Here is a 19,708-nt window from a genome sequence, read left to right as displayed (position 1 = left end):
AGGCATTGTGCATCTGAGCGCTCTCGACCGGTACGGTCGGAGGGGAGTGTCCGCTCTTGCGTCTGCAACGCCGGTTGAGTCTGGTGAGACCGCCGCGTCATGGTCTTACGAAATTCAAAATGGAGATGGAACCGCTGCTATTACCTTTAAGAATTCACACATCGTAGACGGCGTGCCCATAGCCATAATCCTGCAATACGGGCATGGAACCGGAACCGGCGGCTGGGTGGAAGGGAGAGATTATATCAATCCTGCCATTCAGCCTATCTTTGACGAGATTGTGGAAGAGGCTTGGAGGGAGGTTGCCCAGCTGTGAGTAAAACCATTGAAGAAAGAGTCGTCGCCATGCGCTTCGACAACAAACAGTTCGAGCGCAACGCCCAAACGAGCATTTCTACCCTGGACAAGCTGAAACGTGCCCTGAATCTGGACGGAGCTGCCAAAAGCTTTTCCCAAGTGGATTCGGCCGCTAAAAAGCTGGACCTGTCTGGAATAAGCTCTGCGGCAGAAACTCTGAAAACGAGGTTTTCTGCATTAGAGGTTATGGCCGTAACCAGCTTGGCAAATATCACCAACTCCGCTGTCAATGCTGGAAAGCAAATTGTCCACTCCCTCACCATTGCCCCTATAAAACAGGGCTTTGACGAGTATGAGCTTAAGATGGGCTCCATCCAGACTATGATGATGAGCACCGGCGAGTCGCTGGAAAGCGTAAATCATTATTTGGATGAGCTGAACACCTACGCTGATAAGACAATCTATTCGTTCAGCGACATGACCTCCAATATCGGAAAGTTTACCAATGCGGGTGTTGGACTAAAGGATTCCGTCAAGGCTATCCAGGGCGTGTCAAATGTAGCGGCTATATCGGGGGCAAACGCCAACGAGGCGTCACGGGCCATGTACAACTTTGCTCAGGCCCTGTCGGCAGGCTCTGTAAAGCTTATTGACTGGAAGTCTATTGAGAATGCCAATATGGCTACGGTGGAGTTCAAAAATGAGCTGATTAAGACCGCTGTCGCCATGGGTACTCTAATCGAGAGCGAAGGTCGCTACATAAGTACGACCACCGATGCGAACGGTCATGTTTCAGACGCCTTTACCGCTACCAGCTTGTTCAATGATTCTCTGTCCAGCCAGTGGATGACCACTGAAGTCCTGGTGGAAACTTTGGGCCGGTATTCCGACGAAACGACCGAGATAGGTAAAAAAGCTTTTGCCGCCGCGCAGGACGTCAAGACCTTTACCCAGCTGATGGATACCTTACAGGAGGCTGTAGGTTCTGGCTGGGCCACTACGTGGGAAATTGTATTCGGCGATTTCGATGAGGCAAAGGTTCTTTGGACAGAGCTGAGCAATACCATCGGCGGGTTTATCGACGACCAGTCAAAGTCCCGTAATGAGATGCTCAAAATTTGGAAAGACCTGGGCGGACGTGATGACCTGATTGAATCCGCTAAGAATTCGTTTGGAGGCTTACTAAGTGTTATTCAGCCAATCCAGGAAGCGTTCCGTGAAATCTTTCCACCCATTACGGCCCAGCGGCTGGCCGATATTACCAGCAATCTAAAGGAATTCACCTCACATCTGAAACTGAGTTCCGCGACTTCGTCAAACCTGAAAAGCACATTCAAAGGCTTGTTCGCGATACTGGATATCGTGGGGCAGGCCTTTTCTGCTGTCTTTCATGCGGCAAAGCCTCTGCTCGGAATTTTCGGAAACCTTAGTGGAGGCGTGCTTGGCATAACTGGCTCTTGGGGCAAATGGCTTGTTAATCTCGATGAATCCATCCGAAAAAATGACACTTTTGGGAAAGCGATTCAGAAGGTTATCGACCTCGTTAAGGGTGCTAAAACGGCAGTCGATGAGTTTGTTCAAAATGTAAAAGATAAATTCAATCTACCGACCCTTGACGAAATGAAAGTCTCAGTAAAGGACTTTGTTAAATCGCTGAAAGAGAACTTCAAGCTGCCTGGGTTTGAATCTTTCCATTCTGCTCTGGAAAAGGCGCATAAAAATTTGTCCAGCCTCAGCAATATTGCCAGATCGGTTAAGAACGCCGCTGCAAACGTCTTCAAATCCATAGGAAAAGCGGCTGCTGATTTCGACATCGCGCATGCATTCCAAAGTATCCTTGGCGGTATTACCACCTTTATCGGTGGGATAGCCAAGATAGTCAGCGGGCTTATCAAGGACGTATTTACCAATATCGGTCAGGCCGATCTTGGCGGGTTGTTCCAGCTTGCCGGGGCATTTGCTACAGGCGGAATAGGCATAGGCATCAAGAAGTTCTTTGACAGTATGTCTGACGCCTTTGGCGGCGTGGATGATTTGTTTGACAGCGCAGACGGTATGCTGAAGAAAGTTACTGGTATTTTAGACGGCGTCAAAGACTGTTTCAAAGCATACCAAACCGAGTTGAAGGCCTCGGCTTTGCTGAAGATAGCAGGCGCAATCGGCATTCTAGCCTTATCCTTGACCGCTATCGCAGGTATCGACGCTGAAAAGTTGAACGGGGCATTGGGTGCTATTACCATCCTCTTTACGGATTTGATGGCCTCCATGGCTATTTTCTCAAAGATAAGCGGTGAGATGAAGGGCGCGGCAAAGACCACAACGCTGATGCTGGGGCTTGCTGTATCCATCCGAATTCTGGTTTCGGCGCTGAAGAGTGTTGCGGAATTGGAATGGGAGGACATAGGTAAAGGTCTTCTGGGCGTCACCGTCTTGATGGGTGAAATGGTCGCGGCACTGAAGCTGCTTGGCAGTGACGGCAAGAAAGTCGGTAAAGGGGCAACCAACGTCCTGATTTTCGCGGCAGCAATAAAAGTGCTTGCATCAGCCTGTAAGGATCTTGGTCAACTGAGCTGGGACGAGCTGGGTAAAGGCTTGCTTGGCGTAGGCGTTCTGCTTGGGGAGATTGATATATTCCTCAACACGGCCAAGTTTAGCGGCAAGACAATTACTACGGCAACCGGCATTGTGATTCTATCTGCCGCTATCAAGATTCTGGCATCTGCCTGCAAGGACTTTGGGCAGATGAGCTGGGAAGGGATAGCCAAAGGTCTGGGGGGTATCGGCGTACTTCTTGCCGAAATCACGGCATTTACCAAGCTGAATGGAAGCGCGAAAGGGATGGTATCCACCGGTGTGTCGCTGATAGCTATTGGCGTGGCGATGAAGATATTCGCCTCGGCGGTATCGGACTTTGGCCAGATGTCATGGGAGCAGATAGGAAAAGGCCTGGCCGCTATGGGCGGAGCCTTGGCCGAGGTAGCCATAGCCGTCAATGTTATGCCTAAGAATATGCTGAGTGTAGGTGCCGGCCTCGTAGTTGTCGGCGCAGCCCTGGAAATCATCTCACATGTGCTTGGCAAAATGGGCGGTATGTCTTGGGAAGAGATTGCTAAAGGGCTTGTTGTCATAGGCGGCGCGCTTGCGGAACTCTCGATTGCGTTGAACCTCATGAAGGGCACCCTGGCTGGTTCTGCGGCTTTGCTGGTGGCCTCTGCGGCGATCGCGGTACTGACCCCGTCTCTGGCGATTCTTGGAGCAATGAGTTGGGAGGCTATCGCGAAAGGGCTTGTCACCATTGCCGGGGCGTTCACCATCATGGGTGTGGCCGGAGCGGTATTGGGGCCTCTTACCCCAACCATCCTTGCTCTAAGCGGCGCATTCGCGCTGTTTGGAGTTGGCGTTGCGGCTATAGGCGTTGGGCTTGTAGCGGCGGGTGCTGGTTTGTCGGCGATTGCTGTCGGTCTCACAGCTTTGGCGGCGGCCACTGCGGCTGATGTAGGCGCAATCGTCGCGTCTCTATCACTCATCGTCACCGGTATTGCCGACCTGATCCCGGTTGTAATAGGTAAAATTGGTGAGGGTATTGTCGAGTTTGGTAAAGCCATAGCGCTTGGAGCGCCTTCACTCGGCGAGGCCGCGAAAGCGATAATCCTTACGCTGGTCGACGTTCTGGTGGAATGCGTACCGCAGATTGCGGATGGTGCTTTACAGCTAATCGACGGCGTCTTAGCGGCTCTGGTTCAGTATACACCTTCTATCGTGAATTCGTTGTTCCAGTTCCTGATTCTTTTGCTGGACGGCGTGGCCGACAACCTCCCGACGCTTATTCAGTCCGCGATGAACGTAATTATGGCTTTCTTCCAAGGCGTGGTTGACGCTTTGAGTGGGCTTGATGTGGATACGCTGATTAAAGGAGTTGCGGGCGTTGGAATTATGTCGGCCATGATGTTCGCCCTCAGCGCGGTGGCATCCCTTGTTCCAGGGGCTTTGATTGGCGTAGCGGGTATGGCGGCTGTTATCGCAGAAATGGCATTACTTCTGGCTGCCATTGGTGGGCTTGCCCAGATTCCCGGCCTGAACTGGCTGATAACTGAGGGCGGCAACCTTCTTCAAAATGTAGGTACCGCTATCGGGCAGTTTATCGGCGGTATTGCCGGTGGATTTATGACAGGTGTGTCCAGCCAATTCCCACAAATCGCTACAGACTTGTCCAATTTCATGACCAATCTCCAACCCTTCATTGATGGGGCTAAAGGCATCGACTCATCTATGATGGCGGGTGTTGGCGCCCTGGCCGGAGTAATACTTGCGCTGACGGCCGCTGATATCCTGAACGGAATTGCCTCCTGGATAACTGGAGGCTCATCGTTCTCGGATTTCGCTGAACAGCTTGTCCCCTTTGGGGAGGCCATCGCGGCTTTCTCGGATGTGGTCGATGGGAAAATCAATGAGGGCGCTGTGTCCGCGGCGGCAAACGCCGGAGCCATACTGGCTGAGCTGGCAGGCAATCTGCCCAACAGTGGGGGAGTCTTAGGTTGGATCATGGGTGAGAACAATCTGGACGACTTTGCGTCAAGGTTGGAGCCTTTCGCGGACGCTATTGTAACATTCTCGTCAAAGGTGGATGGTAAAGTCAGTGAGAGTGCGGTTCAGGCGGCAGCGAATGCTGGTGCAACATTAGCTGCTCTTGCGTCCGATTTACCTAACACTGGCGGTGTACTCGGCTGGCTGGTGGGCGAAAACAACATCGATGATTTTGCGTCTCGACTGGTTCCGTTTGGAGAGGCTATTGCCGAGTTTTCATCCGCGGTAAACGGAAAGGTCAGCGAAAGTGCCGTACAGGCTGCCGCTAACGCCGGTGCTACTTTGACTGCTCTCGCGAAGGATATTCCAAACAGCGGAGGAGTTTTGGGTTGGATTATGGGCGAAAACGACATTGATGCGTTTGGCTCACAACTGATTTCCTTCGGGGAGAACTTTGCCGCCTATTCCGACAAAATGAGCAGCGTTGATTCAAATATCGTTACCGCGACTACAAATGCCGCGAAAGCTCTTGTATCATTGAGCAACAGTCTCCCTGAAAAGGGCGGATGGTTCTCTGGAGATATGAGCCTCTCTGACTTTGGCAGCGATATTTCCTTATTTGGCTCTTTCTTTGCAGGATTCTACAGTTCCATAAGCGGGATTGACCCTTCGACTTTATCGGCGGTTATCGCCGAATTTGAGAAGTTGGTATCTTTAGCAAATGGCGCGAGCAGCGTTGACTTTACAGGAATGTCTACCTTTGGCCAGTCTTTGACCAATCTTGGGCAGGCTGGTGTCAATGGCTTTATCAAAGCTTTTACCGACGCTATGCCCCGTGTGAATGTACAAGGCGCTGCTTTAATTACCAATGCGAAAAACGGAGTTCAAACCGGGGTGTCTGGTTTCTACTCCCTCGGTATTAACGCCGGTCAAGGCTTTATCAATGGTCTCTATGCCATGAACGGTCCTGCTTGGACCGCGGGCTGGAGTATTGGCAATGCTGCGCTCATGGCCGCGAAAGCCGCTCTGGACAGCCACTCTCCTTCCCGAGAGTTTATCTATTTGGGGCAGCATACCGGCGAGGGCTATGTGATTGGCGTTAACAATAGTATTGGTTCTGTCAAGAATGCCACATCGGCGATGATGAACCAATCGATTGCTACCGCCAAAAAAGGAATCGACACCTTCGAGGACTGGCTGGATGAGCGGAAATACTACAACGAAATCTCCATCAAAGAAGAGCTTGCCGGTTGGGAACAGCTCCAGAAACAGTACAAGGAAGGTTCCGAGGAACGCAAGAAAATCGACCGGGAAGTGTTCCGTTGTCAAAATGAGCTTGTTAAAGCGACCTATCAGTTCTCCGTTGACTGGATTGAGAAAGAGAAGTATTATAAGCGGCTCAGTCTGGAGGACGAGCTTGCCGCATGGAAACGGGTTCAGTCCCGGTATATGGCTGGTTCCGAGGAACGCAAACAAGCCGACCGGGAAGTGTTCCGGGTCGAGAATGAGTTGGAAGACGAGCGGTACCAGAAAAGGCTTGACCACATCGACAACGAGGTGTTCTATGGCCGCATGAGTGTTCAGGAAGAACTTGCCGCGCTGGAAGAGCTTCAGAAACAATACGAAGTTGGTTCTGAAAAATACCTGGAAATCGACAAGACGATATACTCTAAGCGGAAAGAGGTCGTAAAAGATTTCTACGATACGCTTAATGATTATATCAGCAACGAAAGAACCTTCGGACGTATGGGCGACATAGGCGAGCTTGGTACAATGCTTGCGTATATCGATCAGTTGGAAGAAGGCTCTGACGAATGGAAAAAGGCCATGACCTCTGTGTACACCCTGGTTATATCCATAGGCGAGGCGCAGCTCCAGTATGAAAAGGACGTGGCGGCCGCCGAGGCAGACCACGCCGAGAAGCGCCTGCAACTGGAACAGGAATATGCGGACTATGTAAAAGAGGTCAACCAACAGCTTGAGGCCGATATAGAAAGCCTTAACAAGAAGTATGAGGATGCCGTCCAGTCCCGAGCCGACAGCCTGTACCGGTCTTATGGGCTGTTCGATGAGGTAAAACAGAAGGATGACGTAAGCGGCGATACGCTTATAAACAACCTGAAGGGCCAGGTTGCCGAGTTTGACGAATGGCAAGCTATGCTGAAGTCTCTTGCGGCCAAAGGCGTCAGCGGCGAATTGCTTGAGGAACTTCAGGAGATGGGGCCGTCCTCGATTGCCAACGTCCGCGCCCTGAACGGTATGACCTCTACCCAGCTCACCCAGTATGTGAATCTTTGGTCCACAAAGCACCGTCAGGCCAAAGACCAGGCAACCAGTGAACTGGAAGGAATGCGGGTCGAAACCCAGAAACAGATTGCACAGCTCAAGGTCGACGCGGCAAATGACCTGGAGGAGTACAAGAAAGTCTGGCAGACAAAGATGTCCGAACTGGATGAGTCTTTGCAGAAAACGCTGAAGGACCTGGAGACCGATTTTCATAAGTCCATTGGCCTGATTTCAAAATACACCCAGGAAGAACTTAACACAATGGTTGGGAGCGTCAGTCAGCTTTTGGGTGAAAAAGGGTTCAATATCGGAACAAATCTACTTCAGGGAATCATCAAGGGGTTTGAAGAGGAAAAACCCAACTTGATTAACGCTTCCAAAGCTGTTGCGGCTAACATTGTAGATCCTATCGAAGGGGAACTGGATATTCATTCTCCTTCCCGGGTTACATATCAATTAGCGGTGTTCGCGGTACGCGGGTTCGTTAATGCTCTTAATGATATGTGCCCGAGCGTATACGACGCGAGCAATAACCTTGCCGAGGCATCCAGTGAAGGCATTGGAAAAGCTATCCAGTATATGATGCGGCTGCTTGATGGCGACATCGAAACGCAGCCGACGATTCGGCCAGTGCTGGATTTGTCTGATGTGTCAAGTGCGGCAGCCAAGCTGGATAACCTGCTTTATGCAGAACGAACCGCACGGCTCGCAAGCGATCTTGAATTGAGTATGAACCGAAAATCTCCGGCGACGGGCAGAATTGTTATAGACAACGGGGATGTGGTAGAGGCTATCCAAGATCTCAGGCGGGATATGGCTGCCATGTCAGACGCTGTCACGCATATGCAGGTAGTCTTGGATACAGGTGTTCTCGCCGGCGAAATGACCGGGCCCTTGGACAGGAATCTTGGCCGCAGGCAAATCTATAGAGGAAGGGGGAACTGAGATGTCAAAAGAATCCAAGCAATACCATTCTGTCATTTTCGGGGAAAAGAACTCCTGGGATGATTGGCACCTGATCCCCACCTCCCGGCCGGTGTTTAATCCGCCCAAACCGAAACTCAAAACCGTGGATGTTCCCGGTGGGGACGGACTTCTGGATGTTTCAGAACTCCTCACCGGATATCCGGTTTATGAGAACCGCACAGGTTCCATTGAGTTTATGGTCCATAACGGATATGAGGAATGGCAGGTGGCCTATTCGAACATCATGGACTATCTTCACGGGCAAAGGCTCCGAGCCATTCTGGAAGACGATCCGGACTATTTCTATGAGGGCCGCTATTCAGTCAACATCTGGAAGTCAGATAAGGCTTACTCTCTGATTACCATTGACTACAGCGTAAACCCCTACAAGCAGTCCGTTCTCTCCACGACAGACGAATGGCTGTGGGACCCGTTTAATTTCCACACGGGCATGGCTTTGACAAGGACCTTCAAAAACATTCCGGTTACTGAAATCTATGAGCCCCACCACTTCATAGACGACATTATGGGCCGGGCTCCGGTATGCCCTACTTTCGATATCCAAACCGAAACAGGAGGCGGAATCTATATCCGTTTCGTGAATGAGCATTTGGATATTGACATTGAAAAACATGCTCCGGATGGGAAAAGACGCTATCCGGAGTTTGTCTTTCGTGGAAAAGCGCCGGTCATCTACTTCAAGACTGTAACCGGCCGGGGCACTGTGTCGGTAGATTACCGTCCAGGGAGGTTGTGAGTATGTACAGTATTTATGCGGACGGAGTCTGCTTTTACAACGATGCTTTTGCCCTGGAAGAGCTGGCGGTGCTGGAGCCTAAGCTCACCATGGAGGACAACGCGTCCGGCTCTCTCAGTTTCAAGCTGCCGCAGAGAAATACCGCCTATGATTCGCTTGTCCGGCTTGCCACTGATATTTCTGTGTGCAAGGATGGAAAGGAGATATGGGCCGGTCGGGTGCTCACGGAAGATATGGATTTCTGGAACAACCGCAGTATTTATTGCGAGGGAGAGTTGGCGTTCTTCAATGACAGTTCCCAGCTGCAAAAGAAATACCACGGTACCATTCGCGGCTTTCTGGAAGCAATTATCGATGTCCATAACCAGCAGGTCAAGGCCAACCGGCGGTTTCAAGTGGGAGCGGTCACGGTTCAATTGGACGATCCCGCCGACTTTCTCACAGATTACCAGAAAACCATGGAGGTGGTAAACAGCCTGGTGGAAGCCTATGGCGGACACCTGCGTATCCGTAAGGTTGACGGAATCCGTTATCTGGACTATCTCTCAGACGACTCGCTGGAGGGAATCGATCAGTTGATTCAGTTTGGAAAAAATCTGCTGGATTTCACTAAGTCCTGGGATTCCACGGAGTATGCAACCGCCCTACTGCCTCTGGGTTCCAGAAATACCGGAGGAGCCTCCGATTCAGACGGTAACCCAGGAGAAGAACTTAGCGCCTACTACCTGACTGTGGAAAGCGTGAACGACGGTAAGCTTTATGTAGAAAATACCGCAGCCGTGGCCAAATACGGATGGATTGAGCGTGTGATCCGCTATGACGATGAGACGGACCCCGCAGCTCTGCTCAGCAAGGCAAAAAGCTATCTGAGCCAATTTCAAAATGGAGAAGTCACAGTGGTACTGCCCTATGGAGCGTTCCTTGGAGCAACAGAGGATGATCCGGAGACGGACGAAACCATAACCGGCCTGGAATCCTATGTTACGGTGGAGAGCGTCAATCAGGGCAGTATCTTTGTGTCATCCTCCGAGCTGGTGGATAAGTACGGGTGGATCATCCAGATTGTCAACTTCGATGATGCCAGCGAGCCGGCCGAGCTGTTGGAGCGCGCGAAGAAGTACCTGCTGGACCTGCAATTAGACGCCATGCAGTTGGAGCTGAGTGCGCTGGACCTGCATTATCTGAACCCGGAAATCAAAGACATCCGGCTGCTGGACAAAATCCGGGTGCTCTCTCGGCCCCACCATCTGGATGCCTGGTTTACGCTCACCCGGCTGGAAATTCCTCTGGATTCCCCGGAGAGTTCTAAGTTCACCCTGGGGGACACTGTCAAGACCTCACTGACCCAAGTCAATAATCAGATCAATACTGATTTGACAAAGAAAATCAATACCCTCCCCAAAGCCCATGATATTTTGGATGAGGCCAAGGAGAATGCGGCCCAGATCATCCAATCCGCTACCACAGGCCATATCACCATTACTCAAAACCAGCAAGGGGCGGACACCCTCTATATTTCTGAGGGAATGGACTATACCAAGTCCCAGCGCCTGTGGATATGGAATATGGGTGGGCTTGCCTACTCTAAGGACGGCGGGAAAACCGTTGAGGTCGCCATGACCATGGACGGCTCGATTACGGCCAATTTCATCACAGTGGGTGCCATGGCTGCTGACCGTATCCGCACAGGACTTCTGCAATCGGAAAACGACAACTTTACACTGAACTTGAACGATGGCACTTTGACCATGAAAAAAGGCTCCATTGATATTGGCGGTAAATTCACCGTTACCGACGAGGGGTATTTGACTGCCAATGAGGCTGACATTCGTGGAACCATCCGGGCATCCGCCGGTAGTATAGGCGGGCTGACCATCGACCCGGACGGTAAGCTCTACTCCAACAGCGGTAACTGGTATATTGGCGTCAACGGCTCGAATACCAACACGGAACGGGAGTATGCGTTCTGGACAGGAAACCCAACGCCTGGAAACGCGCCGTTCTGGGTAAAGAAAAACGGCGAGCTGTACGCCAGTAAAGGCACGTTCAGCGGCAGGCTGGAAGCGGCTACCGGCAATTTCCTCGGCGTGGTGCAGGCCAGCGATTTTCTGGACCGCAACGGCAACAGCATGTTCACAAGCCAGAACAAGTTTAAGGCCGACTATCTTGACCTATACGGGTTAACGGTCAGAAACAAATCCACCGGACTGATTACGTTCCAGGTGGACAAGAACGGCAAGGTTGCCATCAATGGCGACATCACTATGGGAGCGGCCAGTACCATTGACTGGGCCCTGGTGACCAACGTGAACATCAATTCCAACCCCGCCTATTCGCTGGCTCAGCAGGCCAAAAATGCCATTCCCAGTTACATTAAGTCAACACATATCGACGCGGTTACGATAGAGTCTCCTACGCTTCGCGGGGAAGAAATCAATGTAATCGCGGGGAAGGAACGCGGCAGTTTCAATCTGTACGCTACGTATGGTTCCCGCCTTTATCACATGTTTACGATTGATTACTGGGAAGGAATGTCGCCGGAAGTCCATCTGTACAGTCCCGCTGCCGCGGATATGTATTTCGGTAAAGATGGATATTGCTTTATCTATTTTATCGGGGATGTTTCGTTTGAAGGAACGGTCGATTTTTCAAGGGCTACCGTAAAAGGTTTGAAATAAGTAAGAAAGGAGGCGCCTGGTATGAAGAAAACTCTTAAAAACGCGGTTATGGTAGACATGCTTATGCAGCTGAAACCGCTGCTTTCCCGACGTGACAAGATTGGCTATGCCGCGGCCCGGAATCATCGCAGGCTGGCCGAGTGCCTGACCGAGTACGAACGGTTCCGCAACAGTCTGATTGAGAAGTACGGCGAGCATGAGAAAGATGAGAACGGGAACGAACTCCCGTCAATCTCCCTGAGCTCTACTTCGCCCAATTTCAAAATGTTTCTGAGCGAACTCGCTCCTTACAATGAAATGGAGCATGAGGTGGAACTTATGGAGCTGCCCTACAGTGAGGTAATCGGCAGTTTGTCAGGAGAAGAAATCCTCGCGATTGACTGGATGCTGGTAGATGGGGAGGAAGAGTAATGGCAGATATTTCTTCACAGCTCCAAAAAATACTGGAAGCCATATATGGCGAAGAGGTCCGAGGTTCTATCCATGACGCTCTGGCGGCCATGAATGTGGAATCCAACGCCGCCATGGAGTTTGCGGCTACGGCAAAGGATTCCGCTATGAACAGCGCTGCTGCCGCAAAGGCATCAGAGGAGAAAGCAGCCCTGTCCGAATCAGCAGCCAAAGAATCCGAAACTAACGCCGCTGCATCAGAGCAAGCAGCGTTTGAAAGCGCGTCAGAATCTATTGACGCGGCAAATGCCGCTAAAAATTCTGAAATAAATTCCGCCGCATCCGAGGCCGCAGCTAAGGCATCCGAAACCAATGCCGCCAACTCCGAATCAGCAGCAAAAGAATCCGAGACTAACGCTGCCGTATCGGCAGCCACTGCTACAGAGAAAGCGGCAGCATCCTCAGCCTCAGCAGAGGCCGCAAAAGCGTCCGAGGAAAAAGCCGCCCTATCAGAGAATGCCGCTAAGACTTCGGAGACCAACGCCGCATCCTCTGCCTCCATCGCGTCTGAAAAAGCGGCCGAGGCGTCTTCTTCCGCGTCTGCTGCAAAGGTTTCCGAAACGAACGCCTCTGATTCTGAAGTGGCCGCGAAAAAGTCAGAGGTTAACGCGTCCGCATCCGCCAATGCCGCTGCCTCCAGCGAAACAAACGCAAAGGCCTCTGAAACAAGCGCCGCTCAATCTGCCGCTCACGCCATACAGGAGAGAGAAGACTACTCCCAATGGGTGGAACAGCAGGAGGCCGCTTTTACTCAGTGGTTCGATGGTATTAAGGAGCAATTTGGCGACGACGTTGCGGGAAATCTCACCAACCAGATTAACAAAGAAGAAATTGACAGAATCCTGAGTGTCGGTTTTGCGGATGGTGTCAAGGAGTTCAGCGAGGACGGTACAACGATTATCTCAACAGCTCCGGATGGCCGGACGCTTACCAAGACCTTCACCAACAGCTTTCAGACTATGACCGCGGTTCTCAGGAAAGCCGATAAGACCGTTGCTGCCACACTGACAAAAGAGTTTGCGGCAGACGGAAGTACAATCAGCACGACTATAACCTACTCATGAAAGGAGAGAATTCAAAATGGCAGAAGAAGATATGCTCTACGGCAAAGCACGGCATCTTTTCGGCGGCATCGAGCCGTCCAACATGAAAGCTTTTTCCGTAACCGCACCGGGCAGCGGTAGGCCGGTTATCACAGCGGTTCTGCCGGACAATACCGTTATCGATGGTCAGACCCTGTGTACTGTGGCGGGGGCCGTGATTCGCAAAAAGTCCACCGGCTACCCCAAGGACGAGTTCGATGGGGAGAAGGTAGCGGAAATCGCGGAATCTACTACCTTCACAGACGTCACTGCCAATGCGGACGGCACCTATTATTACGCGGCTTATCCGTTTACCACGCAGGGTGTATATAACCGCAACCCGGCTAACCGGGCCGTGTTCAACGAACCAGAGCCTATGGCTGCTTTCACTTCCCGACTGGTATACAGTTCCGCGTCTCAGACCTCCCATGTGGAGCTGACCGCCACTTTGCCGCAAGGTGCGGCCGGAGCGGTGATTCGTAAATCCACCGTGGGATATCCACAGGACGAGGAAGACGGCGAGGTGTTCCAGAACATCACCGCCAGCACGGTTATCACGGATACAGACGTGGAAGAGGATGTCACCTATTACTATAGCGCCTTTGTCTACACCAGTACCGGAGCTTACAACCGTGACCCGGCTAACCGGACAAGCTGCACCGTATACGCGGGAGAAGCCCCGGACGACATGGCCGCTTTCAGTGTTGTATGCGACGCGGTCAATCAGGCGAAAATCACGGCAACTCTTCCTGGCAATAAGACCGAAGGTGATGTTGAGATTTGCACTGTAGCCGGCGCCATCATTCGCCGCAAGACAGGCAGCTACCCAGTCAATGAGACGGACGGCGAGGAAGTTACTGATTTGAAACAGAGCGGTACTTACACCGATATGGGCCTGACCGGCGATACAATCTACTATTACGCCGCTTTCCCCTACTCCGACCGGGGGATGTTCAACCGTAACCAGACTGCGGAAAATCAGGCAAGCTGTAAGGTGTTCGCTCCGGTTGCCCCCGGCAATATGAAAGCGTTCTCTGCCAGTTCTGCGGCCGCCGGCAAAATTGTCCTGACAGCCACTCTGCCGGACAATACCATAGAGAGCGGGGTGACTACCAGTGCCGTGGCGGGCGTTATGATCCGCAGGAAGTTGGACGGCTATCCCGCCAATGAAACAGATGGGACCCTGGTGGCAAACCTGACCGAGAGCGGAACCTACACGGATACGGACATTGTGGGCGGGCAGATGTACTACTATGGGGCGTTCCCCTATTCCGACAAAGGCCTGTACAATCAAAATGCGGTTCCGGACAATCAGGCCAGCGCCGAGGGTAAGACCTATGAGTATCTCTATGGCTATGACCTGGACACTGCCAACAGCAATCCGGCTACCCGGGTCACTTACCCCGCAGACGTGGACAACACGGGCTTTGCCGCGGCAAAGATGGGAACCAGCGCGTTTAACTATGGCGGCTGGCCCAGCACTCCGGGCGAGAAATTCATGCCCAGGCCCTGTATGCTGACTTTTGCGGGAAAAGTAGACCACTACCTGAACCCCAATGACTATACAAAGAAAACAGATGGCACGGCCTCTAAAGTTGCGGATACATCCTTTGGCGGAAACGCCATGATGGAATGGCCCAAAATCTTTGTAAAGCGTTGGCAGGAGGGCAATATCTACCACTTCCGTGTCTCTGATGTGAAGCTGGATGACGACTTCGAGTGCTGGTCCAACTATGACCGCCAGAATCATGAGATTGAGCACTTCTACACACCGATTTTCTTTGGCTCCAATGTTTCCAGTAAACTTCGCTCCATCAGTGGCCAGGCGAACAGCGTGTCGACTACTGCTGACCAGGAAATCACCTATGCCAAGGCCAACGGCGCGGACTGGTACACCGAGGTTGTGGCGGACCGTATGCTAATCAACGACTTGCTGACCATGATGGCGAAGTCTACCGATTTGCAGACCGCGTATGGCTCCGGCAGAACAAAGAGTTCCAACAGCAGCGCGATATCTCCTGGTACCATGAACACAAAAGGAATGTTCTGGGGTTCCACGAATGGTACGGACGGCGTCAAGGTTTTTGGCATGGAAAACTGGTGGGGGAACATTTGGCGGCGTATTGCCGGGTGGATGCTGGTAAATAGCGTTCAGAAAGTCAAGCTGACTCGCGGAACGAAAGACGGAACTACCGCAGCCGATTATAATACTACCGGCGATGGATATAAGTCTCTGAGTAATGCTGCGCCTACTGGTTCCAGCGGCGGCTACATTTCAAAATGTAAAACCGAGAAGTTTGGGCGGTTCCCATACGAGTTGTCGGGTTCGGCCACAACCTTTGAGTGTGATGCTATGTGGTATTCCACTGGAACACGATACGCGTTTGTCGGCGGCTACTGGAACAATGACCTTCAAGCGGGTCCCTTCTACGTGAACCTGAACAATGCGCCGTCGAACTCCACCTCGAGCGTTGGCGCGGCCCTCTCTTGTAAACCGCTTGCGGCCTAGGAGAGGTCTGGAGAACCTAGGTTCTCCGGGAAAACGATGGCTACTAGAGCATGGACGCTAGGCATTTAAGTTCGGCTACTTCATCCGCAGTTATTTCAGCGTCATCCCACTCTGAGACTTCAACGGCGTGCATGGCGAATGCCGCGTATAGTTTCGGATCGTCCTTGATTTTGTTGACGAATAGTGACGCGCGATTTAATGCGGATTTGTTCATGGCCATCATGTCTTGTTGGGAAATGCTATATTTTACATGCACGTCTTCGATAACCTGTCTGAAGATGTAGCTGGCCAGTGCTTTTGCGTGAGCATCCGGTATGCTGTATGCTGTTCGTAAGAATAAAGCGCCCAGTTCATCCATAAGTTCCATCTCCTTGCTGCTTTTTCATAGATTATATCATTCTGTGGAAAAAGATGCAAGGTTCTGATTTTAGGGGTATGCGCTGCGCCTGCGCGCGTATGTCGGCGGCAACTGGAACAATGACCTTCAAGCGGGTCCCTTCTACGTGAACCTGAACAATGCGCCGTCGAACTCCAACTCGAACATTGGCGCGGCCCAATCTTATCCAATACATGGTAATATGTTTCTCGATTTTTAATGCAGCGCATATTCCTCACCCCTTGGTGAAAATCAACTCGATGCAAGCGCCTGCCGGTAGCTGAAAAAGGACGAAAGCGGGCGAGAGGATAAGAGAGAATGAAATCCTACACTCACTTGTATGAAATATGTACATCCGAACAAAACAGAATAAGAAGCGTGCAGTCGGCCAAGAAGAGCAAGCGTATCCGAAACATCATCAAGGCCCGGCATTTGTCTGATGCGGCTCTGGCGGAAAAATCCCGTGATTGGATTATCAATTACGAGATCAAGGAGCATGCCCCCATTTATATTTTAGATGGAATCAGCCATAAGCAGCGGACAATCTATGTGCCGACCCTGGAAGAGCTTATTGTCCAGCACTGCGTAGTGAACGCTCTCAAGCCCATGTTCTATAAAGGTATGTATGAGCACAGCTATGCCAGTCTGCCGGGGCGAGGTTCTCACAAAGCCAAAAGGGTCATTGAGAAGTGGATTCGCACTGACGCAAAGAATGTAAAGTATGTCTTGAAAATGGACATCAGGCATTTCTTTGACAGTGTCCCCCACGATGTTCTCAAAGCAAAGCTCTCCAAACACATTCATGACGAGCTTATGCTGGATTTGCTGTTTAAGATTATTGACACCACGGACGCGGGGATTCCCCTGGGGTTTCATACCTCCCAGTGGCTGGCAAACTGGTTCCTGCAAGGATTGGACCATTACATCAAGGAACAGCTCCAAGCAGCCCATTATGTCCGGTATATGGATGATATGGTGATTTTCGGCAGCAATAAGAAAGCCCTCCACAAGATGCGTCAGGCAATTTCGGAGTATCTTGGAAAAGAGCTTGGTCTTGCGTTAAAAGGGAATTGGCAGGTGTTCCGGTTCTCCTATGTGAAGAATGGCGAATACCTGGGGAGAGACCTTGACTTTATGGGCTTCCGGTTTTACCGGGACCACACTGTTTTGCGGAGAAGTATCATGTACAAGGCCAGTAGGAAAGCGAAAAAACTTGCGTCAAAAGCCAGGCCAACTGTTTACGACGCCCGGCAGATGCTGTCGTATCTTGGCTGGATCAAGTCCACAGACACCTATGCTATGTATTCAAAATGGATTAAACCTTACGTAAACTTTAGGAAACTGAACCGAAAGGTATCCAAGTCTGACAAGAATAATCCCTTACAGATATATTACCGGCTGGCGAGGGTTTATCAAACATAAAAGGAGGCGGTTTTATGGAACCTACTTACCGATATTCCGAAAGCACGGTCCGGCCAGAGCAGGTCCAGATTTCCGGCGATACCGTATATCTGCGCAAGGACATCAAAGAATCCAAGCGTGAGGATATGGACGGCGGGACAGTCAGCTACTGGACGTACCAGGAGGCGGCTATGTCTACCGAGGAGTTCAACCGGAATTCCAGCGCTCTTCTTCTGAAGAGGCAGTTGAACAGCGACGGCGACATGCTGGCCATTATGGAGGCTATGGCTGATATGTATGACGTGCTGGCTATACTGATGGAGTAAAAGCAGAAGAAAGGAAGACAATCATGCACTTTACCAAAGAAATCTGTTTGAAGATAGATGGCATTGATGAGTTGACTGCGATAGCAGAGAAAGCTCAGCGGCAATTGGACGAACTGATAGATACCGTGCAGGAACTGAATCGCGTGCAAATTCGGGTGGAAGCGAGTCTAAACGACGAGAGATCTCCGGGGAAGGTTCCAAAGGAAACATGTCTGAAAAATTGATATGGACTTCGTTACCGTCTGGTATTTGGTTATAGTGCAAGAGAAGAGTACAAATCGAAAGGGCTGTTGACATGGTAAATATCTACTGTACGCTTATCATCAATAAGCGAAGGAGCTTTGATGACATCCGGGAGGACTTCAAAGAAAAAGTAAAAGCCCGGCTGAAAGAACTCGGTTACGACCAGAACGGCGACAAGCTGGAGGCGTAACCGTGCTTTTTTATATTTTAACTAAACTTCTGATTGGAGGTAACAACATGGTTGCATTGTATGTAGCGCTCATCATCAACGGCAGGCGGTCTTTCGACAAGGTGCCCGACAAGTTCAAGGATGCGGTCAGGGCTGACCTGGAGGCCCTGGGCCTTACCGAGAACGGCGACCCGGTGTAAGGTGACCGCCTATGGTTGACACCGGAAGTTGGGTGCTGGTCAGCAGGCGGCTGCCGCCATATCCCAGGGCGGGTTCTAAGGCAGTCGAGTCCTGGTGCGGCCTTTCTGCTGATCTTGATATGCTGCCCAAAACAGGATGCACAGGCAGCACGGCTTATTGCATCGACACAGGAGACCGTTACATGTTTGAGGAGACTACCGATACCTGGTATCCCATGCTCTCCTCGGGTGGCAGCGGTTCGGCTCCAGAGGGGGTGGCCCCTTACACAGGACCCTACAGCGTGACCCCGAAAGCGTCCGTGACGCAAATCCTGCCCACCTCCAGCAAATACATGAAGAACAATGTTGCCGTGGCTAAAATCCCATATTCCGAGACGAGCAACGCCTCTGAGGGTACTACGGTAAGCATTGCGGCAAGCTGACGGAGGTGATGGATAATGGAAGGTGAATTCATTTCACGAGCTGAGCATGAAGAGTTCCGGCGCAGTATGGACGCCAAGCACCAGCGTCTGGAAGACGAGAACATTCGCCAAAACCGTCGGCTGGAGATTCTGGAGGAAACGGTTAAGCAGATCGCCAAAATCAGCACCTCGGTGGAGAAGCTGGCCTTGAACATGGAGAACATGGTGAAAGAGCAGATTTCTCAGGGGGAGCGGCTGACGGAACTGGAGGGCCGGGACGGCGAGATGTGGCGCAAAGTAGTTGGCTGGGTCATTTCCGCAGTAGTGGGCGTGGCTGTCGGCTATTTCTTTTTCAAGCTTGGGGTCCATACTTAGGAGGGACTTCAAAATAAGATTCTGACTAGGCGGTTCTGATAGCCATGTAGAAAAAACGAAACATTACGAACTGGAGGAATGATCTATGGATTTTGGAAAGGCAATCGAGGCTGTAAAGGCTGGCAAGAGAGTATCCCGCGCTGGATGGAACGGCAAAGGCCAGTATATCGAGCTGGCTGCCTGCGTCAGTTATAAAAATGCAGCCGGAGAAATCGTCAACGTAAACCATGACGCGCTCGGCAACAATGCGATTGCGTTTGTCGGTACTTCCGGCGTGCAGCTTGGTTGGCTGGCCTCCCAGGCAGATATGCTTGCTGAGGATTGGCAGATTCTGTAAGAGGAGAGGAAACGGATGACGCGAAAGTCGATTGTACATAGGCATTATAAAACATAGGGAGTGATTCAAAATGAACATCAACTGGAAAGTACGCATCGCAAACAAGCAGTTCTGGTTCTCGCTGGTACCGGCAATTCTGCTGGTTATCCAGGCTGGCGCGGCCATCTTTGGTTATACTGTGAATTTCGGCGAGCTTGGGAACAGCCTGCTGGCCTTTGTGGACGCAGTGTTCGTTATCCTGGTGCTGCTGGGCATCGTTAACGACCCCACCACCGCCGGGTATAGCGACAGCAAGCGGGCCAGACACTATGAGAAACCCTGGAAGGAGTAA

Annotated in this window: 17 protein-coding genes; 16 read left to right on the top strand and 1 reads right to left on the bottom strand. The window is 51.4% G+C overall.

Going from position 1 to position 19,708, the window contains the following annotated elements:
- Positions 1-7: 7 nt before the first annotated feature.
- Genes VSQ30_RS14715 through VSQ30_RS14685 form a run of 7 tightly spaced genes read left to right on the top strand, consistent with a single transcriptional unit; the run spans position 8 to position 15,549 of the window.
- Complete coding sequence (locus VSQ30_RS14715; protein ID WP_334465001.1) at positions 8-316, top strand: HK97 gp10 family phage protein; 309 nt, start codon at positions 8-10, stop codon at positions 314-316.
- The gene (locus VSQ30_RS14710; RefSeq protein ID WP_334464999.1) at positions 313-8,052 is read left to right on the top strand and encodes a tape measure protein; all 7,740 of its coding nucleotides are present in this window, start codon (positions 313-315) and stop codon (positions 8,050-8,052) included. Before VSQ30_RS14715 ends, VSQ30_RS14710 begins: the two co-directional genes overlap by 4 nt.
- A gap of 1 nt (position 8,053) precedes the next feature.
- Positions 8,054-8,830, top strand: coding sequence for a hypothetical protein (locus VSQ30_RS14705; protein ID WP_334464997.1), 777 nt, complete (start codon positions 8,054-8,056; stop codon positions 8,828-8,830).
- Between the two features lie 2 nt (positions 8,831-8,832).
- A complete protein-coding gene (locus VSQ30_RS14700) occupies positions 8,833-11,508 on the top strand; it encodes a phage tail protein (protein ID WP_334464995.1) in 2,676 nt (891 codons plus the stop codon).
- A 21-nt stretch (positions 11,509-11,529) separates the two neighbouring features.
- Positions 11,530-11,919, top strand: coding sequence for a hypothetical protein (locus VSQ30_RS14695; protein ID WP_334464994.1), 390 nt, complete (start codon positions 11,530-11,532; stop codon positions 11,917-11,919).
- Positions 11,919-13,022, top strand: a complete 1,104-nt coding sequence (locus tag VSQ30_RS14690; protein ID WP_334464992.1) for a hypothetical protein — start codon at positions 11,919-11,921, stop codon at positions 13,020-13,022. Before VSQ30_RS14695 ends, VSQ30_RS14690 begins: the two co-directional genes overlap by 1 nt.
- 16 nt (positions 13,023-13,038) lie before the next feature.
- Positions 13,039-15,549: a hypothetical protein gene (locus tag VSQ30_RS14685; RefSeq protein ID WP_334464990.1), complete on the top strand. Its 2,511-nt coding sequence runs from the start codon at positions 13,039-13,041 to the stop codon at positions 15,547-15,549.
- Positions 15,550-15,592: 43 nt separating this feature from the next.
- Here VSQ30_RS14685 and VSQ30_RS14680 read toward each other — a convergent pair whose 3' ends face one another.
- A complete protein-coding gene (locus VSQ30_RS14680; RefSeq protein ID WP_161473983.1) occupies positions 15,593-15,907 on the bottom strand; it encodes a hypothetical protein in 315 nt (104 codons plus the stop codon).
- Between the two features lie 396 nt (positions 15,908-16,303).
- Here VSQ30_RS14680 and VSQ30_RS14675 point away from each other — a divergent pair, with 396 nt between their 5' ends.
- From VSQ30_RS14675 to VSQ30_RS14635, 9 genes are all read left to right on the top strand, one after another.
- Complete coding sequence (locus VSQ30_RS14675) at positions 16,304-17,347, top strand: reverse transcriptase/maturase family protein (protein WP_334464988.1); 1,044 nt, start codon at positions 16,304-16,306, stop codon at positions 17,345-17,347.
- A 14-nt stretch (positions 17,348-17,361) separates the two neighbouring features.
- Entirely contained in the window at positions 17,362-17,652 is a 291-nt protein-coding gene (locus tag VSQ30_RS14670) for a hypothetical protein (RefSeq protein ID WP_334464986.1), read from the top strand.
- Between the two features lie 23 nt (positions 17,653-17,675).
- Positions 17,676-17,876, top strand: coding sequence for a hypothetical protein (locus VSQ30_RS14665; RefSeq protein ID WP_334464984.1), 201 nt, complete (start codon positions 17,676-17,678; stop codon positions 17,874-17,876).
- A 71-nt stretch (positions 17,877-17,947) separates the two neighbouring features.
- Positions 17,948-18,085: a CD1375 family protein gene (locus VSQ30_RS14660; protein ID WP_334464983.1), complete on the top strand. Its 138-nt coding sequence runs from the start codon at positions 17,948-17,950 to the stop codon at positions 18,083-18,085.
- 47 nt (positions 18,086-18,132) lie between these two features.
- The gene (locus VSQ30_RS14655; protein ID WP_279286456.1) at positions 18,133-18,264 is read left to right on the top strand and encodes a CD1375 family protein; all 132 of its coding nucleotides are present in this window, start codon (positions 18,133-18,135) and stop codon (positions 18,262-18,264) included.
- An 11-nt stretch (positions 18,265-18,275) separates the two neighbouring features.
- Entirely contained in the window at positions 18,276-18,686 is a 411-nt protein-coding gene (locus tag VSQ30_RS14650) for a hypothetical protein (RefSeq protein WP_334464981.1), read from the top strand.
- A gap of 15 nt (positions 18,687-18,701) precedes the next feature.
- Positions 18,702-19,040, top strand: a complete 339-nt coding sequence (locus tag VSQ30_RS14645; protein WP_334464979.1) for a hypothetical protein — start codon at positions 18,702-18,704, stop codon at positions 19,038-19,040.
- An 85-nt stretch (positions 19,041-19,125) separates the two neighbouring features.
- Positions 19,126-19,377: a DUF2829 domain-containing protein gene (locus tag VSQ30_RS14640; RefSeq protein WP_334464978.1), complete on the top strand. Its 252-nt coding sequence runs from the start codon at positions 19,126-19,128 to the stop codon at positions 19,375-19,377.
- A gap of 70 nt (positions 19,378-19,447) precedes the next feature.
- Complete coding sequence (locus VSQ30_RS14635) at positions 19,448-19,708, top strand: phage holin (RefSeq protein WP_161473978.1); 261 nt, start codon at positions 19,448-19,450, stop codon at positions 19,706-19,708.

Source organism: Acutalibacter sp. JLR.KK004 (assembly GCF_036941085.1).
Classification (GTDB): Bacteria; Bacillota; Clostridia; order Oscillospirales; family Acutalibacteraceae; genus Acutalibacter.
This window is presented reverse-complemented; position numbering and strand designations above follow the sequence as displayed.

Excerpts from the sequence above, each read along its gene's own strand:
- VSQ30_RS14705 (WP_334464997.1), top strand. The coding sequence starts at position 8,054 with ATGTCAAAAGAATCCAAGCAATACCATTCTGTCATTTTCGGGGAAAAG.
- VSQ30_RS14700 (WP_334464995.1), top strand. The coding sequence starts at position 8,833 with ATGTACAGTATTTATGCGGACGGAGTCTGCTTTTACAACGATGCTTTT.
- VSQ30_RS14695 (WP_334464994.1), top strand. The coding sequence starts at position 11,530 with ATGAAGAAAACTCTTAAAAACGCGGTTATGGTAGACATGCTTATGCAG.
- VSQ30_RS14690 (WP_334464992.1), top strand. The coding sequence starts at position 11,919 with ATGGCAGATATTTCTTCACAGCTCCAAAAAATACTGGAAGCCATATAT.
- VSQ30_RS14685 (WP_334464990.1), top strand. The coding sequence starts at position 13,039 with ATGGCAGAAGAAGATATGCTCTACGGCAAAGCACGGCATCTTTTCGGC.
- VSQ30_RS14680 (WP_161473983.1), bottom strand. The coding sequence starts at position 15,907 with ATGGATGAACTGGGCGCTTTATTCTTACGAACAGCATACAGCATACCG.
- VSQ30_RS14670 (WP_334464986.1), top strand. The coding sequence starts at position 17,362 with ATGGAACCTACTTACCGATATTCCGAAAGCACGGTCCGGCCAGAGCAG.
- VSQ30_RS14665 (WP_334464984.1), top strand. The coding sequence starts at position 17,676 with ATGCACTTTACCAAAGAAATCTGTTTGAAGATAGATGGCATTGATGAG.
- VSQ30_RS14660 (WP_334464983.1), top strand. The coding sequence starts at position 17,948 with ATGGTAAATATCTACTGTACGCTTATCATCAATAAGCGAAGGAGCTTT.
- VSQ30_RS14655 (WP_279286456.1), top strand. The coding sequence starts at position 18,133 with ATGGTTGCATTGTATGTAGCGCTCATCATCAACGGCAGGCGGTCTTTC.
- VSQ30_RS14650 (WP_334464981.1), top strand. The coding sequence starts at position 18,276 with ATGGTTGACACCGGAAGTTGGGTGCTGGTCAGCAGGCGGCTGCCGCCA.
- VSQ30_RS14645 (WP_334464979.1), top strand. The coding sequence starts at position 18,702 with ATGGAAGGTGAATTCATTTCACGAGCTGAGCATGAAGAGTTCCGGCGC.
- VSQ30_RS14640 (WP_334464978.1), top strand. The coding sequence starts at position 19,126 with ATGGATTTTGGAAAGGCAATCGAGGCTGTAAAGGCTGGCAAGAGAGTA.
- VSQ30_RS14635 (WP_161473978.1), top strand. The coding sequence starts at position 19,448 with ATGAACATCAACTGGAAAGTACGCATCGCAAACAAGCAGTTCTGGTTC.